17 protein-coding genes are annotated in these 14,229 nt (G+C 38.4%); 16 read left to right on the top strand and 1 reads right to left on the bottom strand.

All coding sequences use genetic code 11. The annotated features are described in order from the left end of the window. Positions 1-2 precede the first annotated feature (2 nt). The 7 genes from ypeB to H0Z31_04065 all read left to right on the top strand — a co-directional run bounded on the left by ypeB (position 3) and on the right by H0Z31_04065 (position 6,140). Complete coding sequence (ypeB, locus tag H0Z31_04095) at positions 3-1,349, top strand: germination protein YpeB (GenBank protein ID MBO8176623.1); 1,347 nt, start codon at positions 3-5, stop codon at positions 1,347-1,349. Between the two features lie 159 nt (positions 1,350-1,508). Beyond that, positions 1,509-2,156 (top strand): flagellar brake domain-containing protein, encoded by a 648-nt coding sequence (locus tag H0Z31_04090; GenBank protein MBO8176622.1) that lies wholly within the window; start codon positions 1,509-1,511, stop codon positions 2,154-2,156. Positions 2,157-2,213: 57 nt separating this feature from the next. Next, positions 2,214-2,393, top strand: coding sequence for a YpfB family protein (locus H0Z31_04085; GenBank protein MBO8176621.1), 180 nt, complete (start codon positions 2,214-2,216; stop codon positions 2,391-2,393). Positions 2,394-2,528: 135 nt separating this feature from the next. Then, positions 2,529-3,203: a (d)CMP kinase gene (locus H0Z31_04080; GenBank protein MBO8176620.1), complete on the top strand. Its 675-nt coding sequence runs from the start codon at positions 2,529-2,531 to the stop codon at positions 3,201-3,203. Between the two features lie 2 nt (positions 3,204-3,205). Further along, complete coding sequence (locus H0Z31_04075) at positions 3,206-3,787, top strand: 1-acyl-sn-glycerol-3-phosphate acyltransferase (GenBank protein MBO8176619.1); 582 nt, start codon at positions 3,206-3,208, stop codon at positions 3,785-3,787. A gap of 136 nt (positions 3,788-3,923) precedes the next feature. Next, positions 3,924-5,060 carry a 30S ribosomal protein S1 gene (gene rpsA / locus H0Z31_04070; protein ID MBO8176618.1) on the top strand — a complete coding sequence of 379 codons (1,137 nt, stop codon included), beginning with the start codon at positions 3,924-3,926 and terminating at the stop codon, positions 5,058-5,060. A gap of 18 nt (positions 5,061-5,078) precedes the next feature. Next, a complete protein-coding gene (locus H0Z31_04065; GenBank protein ID MBO8176617.1) occupies positions 5,079-6,140 on the top strand; it encodes a type 2 isopentenyl-diphosphate Delta-isomerase in 1,062 nt (353 codons plus the stop codon). A 92-nt stretch (positions 6,141-6,232) separates the two neighbouring features. Here the strand turns inward: H0Z31_04065 and H0Z31_04060 are convergent, their stop codons facing one another. Further along, on the bottom strand, positions 6,233-6,346 hold the full coding sequence (locus tag H0Z31_04060) for a YpzI family protein (protein ID MBO8176616.1): 114 nt from the start codon (positions 6,344-6,346) through the stop codon (positions 6,233-6,235). Between the two features lie 101 nt (positions 6,347-6,447). Between H0Z31_04060 and H0Z31_04055 the strand changes: the two genes are divergently transcribed. The 9 genes from H0Z31_04055 (at position 6,448) to H0Z31_04015 (ending at position 14,073) form a co-directional block, all read left to right on the top strand. Further along, positions 6,448-7,053 carry a hypothetical protein gene (locus tag H0Z31_04055; protein ID MBO8176615.1) on the top strand — a complete coding sequence of 202 codons (606 nt, stop codon included), beginning with the start codon at positions 6,448-6,450 and terminating at the stop codon, positions 7,051-7,053. Further along, complete coding sequence (locus H0Z31_04050) at positions 7,053-7,949, top strand: YIEGIA domain-containing protein (protein ID MBO8176614.1); 897 nt, start codon at positions 7,053-7,055, stop codon at positions 7,947-7,949. The genes H0Z31_04055 and H0Z31_04050 overlap by 1 nt, the downstream gene beginning before the upstream one ends. After that, positions 7,946-8,131, top strand: coding sequence for a hypothetical protein (locus tag H0Z31_04045; protein MBO8176613.1), 186 nt, complete (start codon positions 7,946-7,948; stop codon positions 8,129-8,131). The genes H0Z31_04050 and H0Z31_04045 overlap by 4 nt, the downstream gene beginning before the upstream one ends. Positions 8,132-8,316: 185 nt before the next feature. Next, positions 8,317-9,627 carry a ribosome biogenesis GTPase Der gene (gene der, locus H0Z31_04040; GenBank protein ID MBO8176612.1) on the top strand — a complete coding sequence of 437 codons (1,311 nt, stop codon included), beginning with the start codon at positions 8,317-8,319 and terminating at the stop codon, positions 9,625-9,627. Positions 9,628-9,643: 16 nt separating this feature from the next. Next, positions 9,644-10,702 carry an NAD(P)H-dependent glycerol-3-phosphate dehydrogenase gene (locus H0Z31_04035; GenBank protein ID MBO8176611.1) on the top strand — a complete coding sequence of 353 codons (1,059 nt, stop codon included), beginning with the start codon at positions 9,644-9,646 and terminating at the stop codon, positions 10,700-10,702. A gap of 203 nt (positions 10,703-10,905) precedes the next feature. Beyond that, on the top strand, positions 10,906-11,103 hold the full coding sequence (locus H0Z31_04030) for a DUF2768 domain-containing protein (protein MBO8176610.1): 198 nt from the start codon (positions 10,906-10,908) through the stop codon (positions 11,101-11,103). A gap of 36 nt (positions 11,104-11,139) precedes the next feature. Next, positions 11,140-11,847: a hypothetical protein gene (locus H0Z31_04025; GenBank protein ID MBO8176609.1), complete on the top strand. Its 708-nt coding sequence runs from the start codon at positions 11,140-11,142 to the stop codon at positions 11,845-11,847. A 165-nt stretch (positions 11,848-12,012) separates the two neighbouring features. Continuing rightward, positions 12,013-13,491, top strand: coding sequence for a stage IV sporulation protein A (spoIVA, locus tag H0Z31_04020; GenBank protein ID MBO8176608.1), 1,479 nt, complete (start codon positions 12,013-12,015; stop codon positions 13,489-13,491). A 309-nt stretch (positions 13,492-13,800) separates the two neighbouring features. Continuing rightward, positions 13,801-14,073, top strand: a complete 273-nt coding sequence (locus tag H0Z31_04015; protein ID MBO8176607.1) for an HU family DNA-binding protein — start codon at positions 13,801-13,803, stop codon at positions 14,071-14,073. The last annotated feature ends 156 nt before the right edge of the window (positions 14,074-14,229 follow it).

The raw sequence follows: 14,229 nt of genomic DNA, 5'->3' as shown, positions 1-14,229 counted from the left end.
TGATGTTACGTATTTTGGTTATTACCGTTTTATCACTAGCGGTGATTGGGACATCCTATTGGGGATACCAAGAGCACCGAGAGAAAAATGCCATCTTAATTCATGCCGAAAACAATTATCAACGGGCGTTTCACGATTTAACGTATCAAATTGACTTGTTGCATGACAAAATTGGTACAACGTTAGCGATGAACTCTCGAAAGTCACTTTCCCCTGGATTAGTTGATGTGTGGCGAATTACTTCTGAAGCCCATACTGATGTAGGGCAACTTCCCCTTTCTTTGTTACCGTTTAATAAAACGGAAGAGTTTTTGTCGAAAATTGGGGATTTTAGCTTTCGTACAGCTGTCCGTGATCTTGACAAAGAGCCATTAACCGAAAAAGAATATGAAACATTAAAGCAACTTTATAAACAATGCGCTGATATTCAAAAGGAGTTAAGACAAGTACAATATTTAGTTTTAAAAAATAATTTACGGTGGATGGACGTTGAGCTTGCGTTAGCGAGCGGAAAAGAAAATACAGATAACACGATAATAGACGGCTTTAAAACAGTAGAAAAAACCGTTGATGGTTACGGTGAAACGAATGTAGGTGGAACCACGTTTGTTAGCATGAAAGAAAAAGATGAAAATTTCAAAAATTTAAAAGGACCGGATATTTCAAAGAAAGAGGCTATCAAAATTGCTAAAGATTATTCAGGTCTGAAAGGGGACAAGGAAGTCAAGGTTAGTGAGAACGGTAAAGGGTCGGACTTTGGGTTTTATTCTGTCGCATTAGAGGATCGAAATGGGATGCAAGCCAATCTCGATATTACCAAAAAAGGTGGCTATCCGATTTGGTTTATCGTGTATCGGGATGTGAAAGAGCAAAAAATTAGCTTAAATGAAGCTTCAATGAAAGCGGAAAAGTTTTTAAAAGCCCATGGATACAAACAGTTAGAACTGTTCGAAAGTACGCAATATGATCATATTGGTGTCTTTACGTATGTAACGAACCAAGATGGAGTTCGAATATATCCTCAGTCAATCAAGGTGAAAATAGCGCTTGATAATGGGCAAATGATTGGATTTATGGCGGAAGATTATTTAAAAAGTAATACGGAACGAAAGCTTCCGAAACCGCAAATAACAATGGAAGAAGCACGTAAAGAAATCAATCCTAATGTGAAGGTGATGGAACACCATTTAGCCGTGATAACGAACGATTTAGCGGAAGAAGTTCTATGCCATGAATTTTTAGGAGTTCTTGGAGAGGATACGTATCGAATTTTTATCAATGCAGAAACTGGGATGGAAGAAAAAGTAGAAAGGTTACCACAAGCCGAACCGATTTATGAGTCCATTTAAACGCTCCTCTTGTAGGAGTGTTTTTTTTGTTTCGTTTCATTCAGAAAGAGATAGTCTCTAACTTTTTTATCAGAAATAGTAGCTTTTCTTTTAATCAATCTTCCAGTAAAATTGAACATAGGAAATTTATGGGGACTATAAAACAGGAAGTGAACGTACATGTTGAGCATTGGTATGACATTAACACTTGAACCACTTGATAAGGAAATACGTGAAAAATATCGTACAAAAGTCATTGACATAAACGGTTCTCACCTTTACATCGATTATCCTGTGAACATGGAAACTGATAAGACGGTCTTTTTATTAAACAAGACCCGGTTAAAAGTAAGTTTTGTTGATAAATATCAACAAGTTTTCGAATTTCAAACCGAGGTTATCGGTCGAAAAAAAGGAACGGTCCCGATGGTGGCTCTTCATTATCCAGGGGACGTTTCGTTAAAAAAAATACAACGAAGACAATACGTCCGTATTCAAACCGCCATTGATATTTCTCTCACCTTTGAAGATGAAACGTTTGTAACAATTACAGAAGACATTAGCGCCGGAGGGTTAGCGGTCATCTTACCCAAAGAAAAGTCTACATTAAAAAAAGGTCTTATTGGAAAATGTTGGCTTGTCCTTCCTATGGCGGTTAACCAATATGAATACATAATAGTAGATTGTAAAATTATAAGAATATTTGAAAGAGATCACATGCTAATTGCCTCACTACAGTTTGTAGATTTAGATGAGGCGAGCCGCCAAAAAATCATTCGTTTTTGTTTTGATCGTCAAATCGATTTGAAGAAAAAAGGACTTATATAGTATAAAAATATAACAAACGCTTCACACTAAGGACAAACGAAAAAGGAGTGGAGCGTTTTGAAACGAGTGGAACGAATTGTATTAAAGTTAGTTGTGTTTCATTTCGTTTTATTAATAGTTTCCCAAATTGCGTTTCATCATCTTGAGTTATTCCCACCACTAAATAAACTAACGATGTATGAAGGTGTGAATAAAAGAAGTTTCACCGAAATGATTGAGGTAATGAACCGACAATGAGGCGTGTATAGGCGCCTCATTTTTTTGAAGTGCGATAAATTTTCCTTTTTGTAATTAAAGAAAGCACTTAACAGCCAATGCTTTTATGATACAATAACTGACGGACAAATGAGATTAAAAGAGCAGGTGAAAAAAATGAACAAACCAATTCAAATTGCGATCGATGGTCCTGCTGCTGCGGGAAAAAGTACAGTAGCAAAAATCATCGCAGAAAAATTATCTTTTATTTATATTGATACTGGCGCCATGTATCGTGCCTTAACGTATAAAGCCTTAAAGAATCACGTAGATGTAAATGATGAAAAGGCGCTATTGGAATTATTAAAAGAAACGACGATTGAATTGAAACAGGGGGAAGAAGGACAATTAGTGTATCTTGACGGTGAAGACGTGACGATTGATATTCGAACTTCTGAAGTTACGAATCATGTGTCCATCGTTGCCAAACACGGTCTCGTTCGGGAAGAAATGGTCAAACGACAGCAACAATTTGCTGAACAAGGAGGAGTCGTCATGGATGGGCGCGATATCGGAACGCATGTGTTACCGAATGCAGAAGTAAAAATTTTCCTGTTAGCAAGCGTCGAGGAACGTGCCAAAAGACGTCATGAAGAAAATTTAAAAAGAGGATTTCCTTCTTCGTTAGAGAATTTAATAGAGGAGATTGCTCGTCGCGACCAATTAGATTCTGAAAGAGAAGTTGCGCCATTAAAAAAAGCAAAAGATGCGATTGAAATCGATACAACCTCATTATCAATAAATCAAGTGGTTGATCGTATCATGAGAGTGATTGAGGAAAGGACGCGATGAACGTGACATTTTATTCGTTTGCCAAATTTGTCGCAGGATCCATCCTTAAGCCGTTATATCGAATAGAAGTAAAAGGAGTAGAACACTTTCCAAAAGACGGTGGGGTACTTGTTTGTGCCAACCATATTGACAACTTAGATCCTCCTACGGTAGGTGTCACTTCTCCTCGTCCGATTCATTTTATGGCAAAAGAAGAATTATTTCGTGTTCCCGTGTTAAACTATATAATCACCAAATTAGGTGCCTTCCCAGTTAAACGTGGAATGAGTGATCGAGAAGCGTTAAAGAAAGGGCTTGCTGTTTTACGTGAAGGAAATGTTCTCGGTTTGTTTCCGGAAGGGACAAGAAGTAAAACAGGAGAATTAGGTAAGGGATTAGCCGGAGCTGGATTTTTCGCTCTTCGTACAGAAGCTCATGTTGTCCCTTGTGCCATTATTGGTCCCTATAAGCCGTTTCGTCGAGTAAAAGTAGTTTACGGTAAACCATTAAGTATGAGAGAATTAAAAGAAAGGAAAGCTTCGGCTGAAGAAGCGACTGAATATATTATGTCCCATATTAAAAAACTAATAGATGAAAATAAATAAGGCTTCTCACTTGACAAAAGGGAACATTTGTTAGAAGTTAATAAGAAAGGAAACTTAATCTGGTAATTGGAATCAAGTGATGATTTAGTCACTTTGAGATATTCTTTAAGCAGTCATGGATTAAGGAGGAGTACATATGACAGAGGAAATGAAACAAGTAGAGGTTCAATCATTTAAAACAGGTGATAAAGTTCAAGGAACCGTTACAAAAATTGAAGAAAAACAAGTGTTTGTAGATATTGCTGGGAGTAAAGTAGATGGGATTATCCCGATTAGTGAGTTATCTAGCTTGCATATTGACAAAGCATCTGATGTGGTAAGTGTAGGAGACGAGTTAAGTCTCGTTGTAACTAAAGTGGAAGATGAATTATTGGTTCTGTCGAAACGTAAGTTAGATGCAGAAAAAGCTTGGGTGGAATTAAGAGAAAGAATGGCAGCGAACGAAACGATTGAAGCAGAAGTGAAGGATGTTGTCAAAGGTGGTTTAGTGGTGGACCTTGGTGTTCGCGGATTTGTTCCTGCTTCGTTAGTGGAAGATTATTATGTCGAAGACTTTTCCGATTACAAAGGGAAAACACTGTCATTTAAAATCGTGGAATTAGATGAAGAAAAAAATCGCTTAATCTTATCACATCGAGCCGTTATTGAAGAAGAGAAAGAAGAAAAGAAAAAGCAACTTCTTGAACGTATTGAACCTGGTCAAGTGATAGAAGGTAAGGTCCAACGAATTACATCTTTCGGTGCGTTTGTTGATATCGGTGGGGTAGACGGTCTTGTGCATATTTCACAACTATCCCATGAACATGTAGAGAAGCCAGAAGATGTTATATCTGAGGGCCAAACGGTACAAGTAAAAGTCCTTTCCGTTGACCGGGATAATGGCCGTATTTCTTTATCCGTTAAAGAAACTCTTCCTGGTCCATGGACTAATATTGCCGAAAAAGCACCAGTTGGTTCTGTTTTAGAAGGTGTCGTAAAGCGTTTAGTATCTTACGGTGCTTTTGTAGAAGTATTCCCTGGTGTAGAAGGTCTTGTTCATATCTCCCAAATTTCAAACAAACATATTGGTACTCCACATGAAGTGCTTAAAGAAGGTCAAGAAGTAAAAGTAAAAGTATTAGACGTCAACGAAGAAGAACATCGCCTTTCCTTAAGCATGAAAGAACTTGAAGAAAAAGAGGAAATGTCAAAAATTGATTTCCAATTACCAGAAGAATCTAAAGGTTTTCAGCTTGGAGAAGTGATTGGAGATAAGTTGAAGGACTTGAAATAGAATAGGTGAGGATTCAACGTGTCGAGAGCTCAGCGTAAACAAGAACATATTCGGTATGCTCTTGAAATCGGTCAATCAAGAAAAAACGGTTTTGATGACGTGATATTTGTTCATCAAAGCTTACCCGAATGTGCAATCGATCAAATCGAATTGCATACACAAATAGGCGAACTTTCGATAAGTTCGCCTATTTTTATCAATGCAATGACGGGTGGTGGTGGCAAACAAACGGAACAAATCAATGAACAACTTGCCATTGCCGCTAGAGAAACAAACATTCCGATGGCAGTCGGTTCACAAATGTCCGCTCTTAAAGACCCTACGGAACGAACGTCGTATGAGATTGTGCGGAAAGTCAACCCTACAGGAATCATTTTTGCGAACCTCGGTTCTGAAGCTAGTGTTGACCAAGCACGGATGGCTGTTGAAATGATTGAAGCAAACGCTTTGCAAATTCATTTAAACGTCGTTCAAGAATTAACGATGCCGGAAGGAGATAAAGACTTCCGGGGAATGGTCGATCGAATTCAAAATATTATTGAAAAGGTAGATGTCCCCGTTATCGTGAAAGAAACCGGTTTTGGTATGAGTAGAGAAGCAGCACAAACACTTACGGAAATTGGTGTAGCGGCTATTGATGTCGGTGGATATGGAGGAACAAATTTTGCCGCCATTGAAAATGCTCGTCGTAAAAGAATGTTAAATTATTTTAATGATTGGGGGATTCCAACTGTTGCTTCCATTGTCGAAACAAAAGAGGGTGCGAAAGATCTCGATATCATTGCCTCTGGTGGTATTCAAACAAGCTTGGACGTCGTAAAGTCTATTTCCCTTGGGGCTTCCCTTTGCGGACTAGCCGGTTTTGTACTAAAAAAATTGCAAGAACATTCGATAGAAGGTGTTATTGAAGAAATACAGCATATACATGAAGATATCCGGTTTATCATGTGTGCATTAGGGGCGCCACATCTATCCGCTTTACGTCATATACCTCTTTTAATTACAGGGAAAATGAGAGAATGGCTTGAACTAAGAGGACTGCATCCAGAGCGATTTAGCATGCGCTCGTTAAAAAAATAATTAAGACAAGGCTGACATGTTACATCGTTTTTCATCGATGTGGTGTCAGCCTTTTTCGTTTGCTTATGTTTGAGGAACGTTTTCTATAAAATTTATTGCTCTCTTTTTTCCACTTTTGTTGCCCCAGGATAATGCAATGCTTGATCTCGATCCGATTCCACTCGGCGCGAATCTCTTAGCTTTTTTTCTTGACGATCTTTGCCCAAGCTTATCACCTCCATTATGTAATGTAAACTTATTTTTTTTTGTTATTCATGACTAGTTCACATAACAATGACCCATAATGGGGATAATAGGAGGTGTCAAGATGGAGGGGGCTTTTTTTTATTGGTTTCTCTGGATGGGATGGATCATTACTACGTTTTTAGTTCGAAAAAACGATCCAAACCGCTTTCGTTTAAGCGCCTTTTTTTTACTAGCGATTGTTTTCTCCGAGATTAATGTACCCTTTTTGGGATTCACGTTGAATGGAACGTTTATTTTTTTATATGTAATGGGTTTTGTTTATCTTGCTAATACGTTTAACGAAAAGTGGATGTATCTTTGGATTACATCGCTTATCGTCACATTAAGTTATAACGGGTACTTGTTTTTACAATTAGTAGACCCAGTATGGATGATTTTTCATCCACAATGGATGCTTGCCGCATTTATATTTGCTCTTACGATGATAGTTTATTCCGATTGTACGAAAAGTCGGATGTTATCAGGGCTGTTGGGGATGATGCAAGGAGAAGTCATGTTTCAGCTTCTTTTAGCCAAATGGGGATTTTCATCACAAATTGGAACCCATTATGTATTGGACATGATTTGTATGTTTTCTTTTCTTCATCTTGTTTGGAAAGGGTTAGAAAATTTGTCATATATCATTGATACAGCCTGGTTACGAAAAGAAAGGGGCAAAGAAGGATAATGAACGAGTACGTATACCCGATTGTATTTGGGGTGATTATCGGTACGGCCGCCAGAATTTATATGCTAAAAACGGATTATCGTCAATATCCAACGTATTTACATGGGAAAATTATTCATATCGCACTTGGTTTTATAGCCGCTGGATTAGGAACGGTAGCGGTACCAGCCATCATGGAAGAAGAATTTACCGCCATTACGTTTCTTACGTTAGCTGCTTCACAATTTCGAGAAGTACGAAATATGGAACGAAATACACTCACCGAGCTAGACCAATTTGAACTTGTCCCCCGCGGACCAACGTACATTGAAGGAATCGCCATTGCCTTTGAAAGTCGCAATTATTTAGTTATATTTACTTCATTTTTAACGACATTAGCCTATCTAGTTATTAATGTATATGCAGCGATTGTAATCGGTATCCTGGCCCTATTACTTTCAAATCGACTTAAGTCTGGTGGAAAGTTAAAAGATATCGTAGAAATCGAATATGTAAAACCGCATTTTGAAGGGGCCGGTTTATATGTTGATACGATATATATCATGAATATTGGTTTAAAAGAACGACAAGAAGAAATTTTAAAATACGGAATGGGCTTTATTTTAAAACCAAAAAACTTTAATGCCCGATCGACCATCGCCAATTTAGGACAACGTCAGGCGATATTACATGATATTTCAACTGCTCTTGGAGTCTATCGTGATGCTGGCACCCCAGCGCTAGTCCCATTAGCGAAACGAGATTTAGATGATGGTCGTGTCGGTGTTTTTGTCCTTCCACAGGAAAAAGATGTGGAAAAAGCTTTGGCGATCATCGGACAAGTTCCAACCCTTGAAAATGCTATTCGAATGCCGACGAAGTCCAAAGCGAATAAGAAAGGAAGAAAATTAAAATGAATTTAGATAAATGTGTGTTAGCAGCTATTACTATTAATCCAAAAAAAGTTCCATCGGGGTTGTCCGTTTTTCATTGTGATTCGAAAGAGGAAATGAACACGATGGCGAAAAATTTGGAAGCTATTTTGGATGGAATTGCGCATGAATTAACGGAAGAAATCTATATCATTGTCCGACATTAAAATAGCATTGCTTGTTTCTATAAATATTGATAAACTTATGAAGTTAGGAAGACATGCATTCTAGGGATCATTAGAAATGGAAAGAAGACAACATCTCAAACATGTAAACTGGCCATCTTGGTCTTTTTTTTTGCTTAATACGTTTATAGGAAAAGAATAGCAAACAGAAAGAAAGGGTGACATCCATGGCGAAACCAGTTGTTGCAATCGTGGGTCGACCAAACGTAGGGAAGTCGACGATTTTTAACCGTATTGTTGGGGAACGTATTTCTATTGTGGAAGACGTCCCAGGAGTAACGAGGGACCGCATTTACAGTTCGGCTGAATGGCTGAATACAGAATTTAATATTATCGATACTGGTGGAATTGAAATTGGTGACGAGCCATTTTTAGAGCAAATTCGTCAGCAAGCGGAAATTGCTATTGATGAAGCAGACGTCATTTTGTTTATAACGAACGGTCGGGAAGGAATCACCGCGGCAGATGAAGAAGTTGCAAAAATATTGTATAAATCCAATAAACCTGTTGTTTTAGCTGTTAATAAAATTGATAACCCCGAAATGCGGGAACAAATATTTGATTTTTATTCCCTAGGCTTCGGTGAACCGTATCCAATCTCAGGTTCCCATGGCATTGGACTTGGGGATGTGTTAGACGCTGTAGTAAGCCATTTTCCTAAAAAAGACGTGAAAGAATATGAAGACGATGTGATTAAGTTTTGTTTAATTGGACGACCGAATGTAGGCAAATCTTCATTAGTCAATGCTATTTTAGGAGAAGAGCGTGTCATTGTAAGTGACATCGCTGGTACAACGCGTGATGCCGTTGATACACCATATACGTATAATGGTCAAAAATACGTTATTATCGATACCGCAGGGATGCGTAAAAAAGGAAAAATATACGAAAGTACCGAAAAGTACAGTGTATTACGTGCTTTACGCGCCATTGAACGTTCCGATGTCGTTTTAGTCGTTTTAAACGCGGAAGAAGGAATCAGGGAGCAAGACAAACGGATTGCCGGCTATGCACACGAAGCGGGCCGAGCGATCGTGATTGTCGTGAATAAGTGGGATGCAATTGAAAAAGATGAAAAAACGATGCGTCAATTTGAACAAAAAATTCGAGATCACTTCTTATTCCTTGATTATGCTCCAATTGTCTTTTTATCTGCCAAAACGAAAAAACGGTTACACACACTTCTTCCAATGATTAATATGGCAAGTGAAAATCACGCTCTTCGCATCCAATCAAGTGTGTTAAATGACGTCATCATGGATGCGGTGGCTATGAATCCAACACCGACTGACAATGGACGACGGTTGAAAATTTTCTATGCCACACAAGTAGCTGTGAAGCCACCTACATTTGTCATTTTTGTAAATGATCCAGAATTGCTTCACTTCTCGTACGAACGATTTTTAGAAAACCGTATTCGTGATGCATTCGGATTTGAAGGAACGCCAATCAAAATTATTGCACGAGCACGAAAATAGAGTAGAGAAGTAGGTGATGGGATTGGATAAACAATCGGTAGCTGTTCTTGGAGCAGGTAGCTGGGGGACGGCGCTGGCGCTAGTACTTGCGGACAATGGCCACGATGTCCGTCTTTGGGGACATAAAGAAGCACAAATTCAAGAAATTAATCATTACCACACAAATGAAAAATATTTACCGAACATCAAACTGCCGGCCTCGATTAAAGGATATACGTCTTTATTGGAGGCTTTAATAGGATTAGAAACGGTGATTGTCGCCGTACCGACAAAAGCGATTCGCGAAGTTGTTCGAAAAATGGCCTCTTGTCTCAATCACCCGGTTACGATCGTTCATGTAAGTAAAGGAATTGAACCTGATACATTGATGCGAATTTCCGAAATGATTGAAGAGGAGATGCCACCATCTTTGTTAAAAGACGTCGTGGTATTATCAGGGCCATCGCATGCTGAAGAAGTGAGTTTACGTCATCCGACAACGGTTACAGTCACTTCGAAAAATATGAAAGCAGCGGAATTTGTACAAGATTTATTTATGAACCAAAATTTTCGTGTATATACGAATCCGGATATAGTAGGAGTTGAAATTGGTGGAGCCTTAAAAAATATTATCGCTCTAGCTGCTGGTATTACCGATGGCTTAGGATATGGTGATAATGCAAAAGCAGCATTGATGACACGAGGGCTTGCAGAAATTTCTCGCCTTGGAACGAAAATGGGGGCAAATCCCCTTACGTTTGCTGGACTTGCCGGTATTGGCGATTTAATCGTTACGTGTACGAGCGTGCATTCTCGAAACTGGCGAGCAGGAAATATGCTCGGCAAAGGGGAAACAGTAGAAGAAGTTCTAAATAGTATGGGAATGGTCGTTGAAGGGATTCGAACGACAAAAGCCGCTTACCAATTAGCGAAAAAGTACAATGTATCCATGCCTATAACGGAAGCGCTATATGCGGTTTTATTTAAAGGAGAAAATCCGAAAAAAGCGGTAGATGCATTGATGAATCGGATGAAAACACATGAAATGGAAGATTTAGTGAATATTCTTGATGAACGATTAGAAGATGAGAAATAATAGTTTTATTAGGCAAATGAGGATGCTGAATTGATTCCATTCACATATAATGGTGATGATTGAATCTAAGCTTTGAACTAGGTTGTGGGTATTTATTGTAGATGCTAAAGTAAAGTCCATCTTTACTTTAGCTTTTTTTCAATGTTTTCTATTAATCGAAATGATATGATATAATACAGGACGAAACTAAAGGAGGGGTACACATGTCTCCAGCAATGATGAAAATGTGGATTTCATTTGCGGCGATGGGGGCGATGTTTGTATCGATCTTAGCCATCTATATGAGCCGTTATAAATTAAAAGGATTTTTTAAATGGATTGTAGCTTTACTCGCTTATATATTTATGATATCAGGTGGATTAATGATGCTATATGTAGTATTAAGTGGACCGACGGTATAGGGACCGTTTCGTTTAATGAAAGGATGAGGCGTCAAAGTGAAAAAATTATTACATGGAGCGATCCTTTTATTTGCTTCTATCATTTTAACCGCTTGTATGTATCCAGAAGAACGACTAGCTAAAAATCAAATTCCTTACGAACAACAATTACAGATGGTTCAAACGGCTGTTAATCAGTATAAAGAAGACACAGGTGGCCTTTTACCAATTAAAACGAAAAATAATGATACACCTTTATATCAAAAATATTTAATTGATTTTCAAAAATTGATACCGCAATACTTATCGGAAGCGCCAGGAAACGCATTTGAAAGTGGGGGGATCTTTCAATACGTCCTCGTAAATGTTGAAGAAGATCCGACGGTTAAATTAATTGATTTACGAATAGCGGAAACGATTCGCGAAATAAAGATTCGCATTCAATCTCAAGGATACCCACCATTTAAAGAAGAAATTGCTAATAATGTGTATACACTGAATTATGAATTGTTAGGCTACAAAGAAGAGCCGTTTGTTGTTAGTCCGTTTACACAAAACAATTTACCGCTAGTGATAAACGGAAATGCTGAGATTTTCGTCGATTATCGAATCGATTTATATCAAGCGTTACAGCAAATGGAAGTATCGGTTCAACAAGGAGAAGATATTCGATACATACTGATGGAGAATTCCCCATTTGTTCCCGCATATTCATTACCATATACCGTTAACGAGAAAAATGAGCCTGTCTTTTTCACAAATTAGTCATAACCCTTTCCCTACAAAATATATTGTAGAGGAAAGGGCTTTTTGTTTAAACGAAAAAATGTTTCATCATTAGTCATATCGTAATAGGACAACGTCATACACATAATACTGTCCAGGAATATAACACTAAATGGAGGAACTTAAGCGACGGGAGGGAATCTCTTGGAAAGAGTAGATATTTTTAAAGATATTGCAGAACGTACAGGAGGCGACATCTATTTAGGAGTCGTTGGAGCAGTTCGAACAGGAAAATCGACATTTATTAAAAAGTTTATGGAGCTCGTCGTCCTTCCTAATATTAATAACGAAGCTGATCGGGCGCGGGCGCAAGATGAACTTCCCCAAAGTGCAGCCGGTCGAACGATAATGACAACAGAGCCGAAATTTGTTCCTAATCAAGCTGTTTCGGTACATGTTGGTGAAGGATTAGACGTAAATATTCGGTTAGTAGATTGTGTCGGTTACACCGTTCCCGGAGCGAAGGGGTACGAAGACGAAAATGGGCCGCGGATGATTCATACGCCATGGTATGAGGAACCAATTCCATTTCATGAAGCTGCTGAAATCGGCACAAGAAAAGTGATTCAAGAACATTCAACGATTGGTGTTGTTATTACAACAGATGGTACGATTGGGGAAATTCATCGACATGACTACATTGAAGCAGAAGAGCGGGTTGTTGAAGAGTTAAAAGAAGTAGGAAAGCCGTTTATCATCATCATAAATTCCGCACGTCCTTACCATCCGGAAACAGAGCAATTACGAGCACAACTCACCGAAAAATACGATATTCCTGTGTTAGCAATGTCTGTTGAAAGCATGCGTGAAGCAGATGTGTTAAATGTTCTTCGAGAAGCACTGTATGAATTCCCGGTACTTGAAGTGAATGTCAATTTGCCGAGCTGGGTGATGGTGTTAAAGGAAAATCATTGGCTTCGTGAAAATTATCAAGACGCGGTCAAAGAAACCGTAAAAGATATTAAGAGATTACGAGATGTGGATCGAGTTGTTCATTTGTTTGGGGAATATGACTATATTGAGCGTGCCGGGTTAGCTGGAATCGATATGGGGCAAGGAATTGCCGAAATTGATTTATACGCACCTGATGAATTGTACGACCAAGTATTAAAAGAAATTGTAGGGGTCGAAATTCGTGGAAAAGACCATCTGCTTGAGCTTATGCAAGATTTTGCTCATGCGAAAGCTGAGTATGATCAAATTGCAGATGCATTAAAAATGGTGAAGCAAACTGGGTATGGAATTGCCGCCCCTACACTAGCAGATATGAGTTTAGAAGAACCAGAAATTATTCGTCAAGGGTCACGTTTTGGAGTCCGTTTAAAAGCAGTTGCTCCATCGATTCATATGATTAAAGTAGATGTGGAATCGGAGTTTGCTCCAATTATTGGAACAGAAAAACAAAGTGAAGAATTGGTTCGTTACTTAATGCAAGACTTCGAAGATGATCCGTTATCCATTTGGAATTCTGATATTTTCGGACGAAGCTTAAGCTCCATCGTTCGTGACGGTATTCAAGCCAAATTAGCCCTTATGCCAGAGAACGCTCGTTATAAATTAAAAGAAACATTAGAACGGATTATCAATGAAGGCTCCGGTGGATTAATTGCAATAATTTTATAATGAAGCCAAAGTGTTCCTCAAACAGGGACACTTTTTATTTGTTCATTCATATCGTCCCTTTCATAGGTCTTAAGTATGAATTTGCTACATTTATCGATTGTGTGGATGAAAAGATTGCCATTATTTCATGAATTCTTCTTGCTAACCAGATTTGATTATGATAATCTTTTATCAGAATCAACGCTATTGATTGAAAAATCCTGTTTTCATGCGGTTTCTTGACTTATTTATGTATATATTTTGATAGAAATGTTTACAACTGATAATAATAATGATTCAAACGTACTTCTTTGGGAGGAGGTGAATGGCATGAATAAGACAGAATTAATCAATGCTGTTGCTGAAACAGCTGAACTTTCTAAAAAAGATGCAACTAAAGCTGTTGATGCTGTTTTTGAAGTAATTCAAAACGCATTAGCAAACGGAGATAAAGTACAATTAATCGGTTTCGGTAACTTCGAGGTTCGCGAACGTGCGGCTCGTAAAGGACGTAACCCTCAAACTGGTGAGGAAATCGAAATCGCAGCAAGCAAAGTTCCTGCATTTAAACCAGGTAAAGCGCTTAAAGAAGCAGTAAAGTAATTACATACCCTTTGAGCGTTTGAAAAGAGTTGCCTCGGTCTCGTGGCAACTCTTTTTTTTCCTTTCATTCTAAACAGTCGTATGAGTAAAATTATTGTGGGCAAAATTTAACCCCCTCATTTGTTGAGGGAACGTTAGAACGCTCAACAAATGAGG

The sequence above is a fragment of the Bacillus sp. (in: firmicutes) genome (assembly GCA_017656295.1).
Lineage (GTDB): Bacteria > Bacillota > Bacilli > Bacillales > JACDOC01 > JACDOC01.
This window is presented reverse-complemented; position numbering and strand designations above follow the sequence as displayed.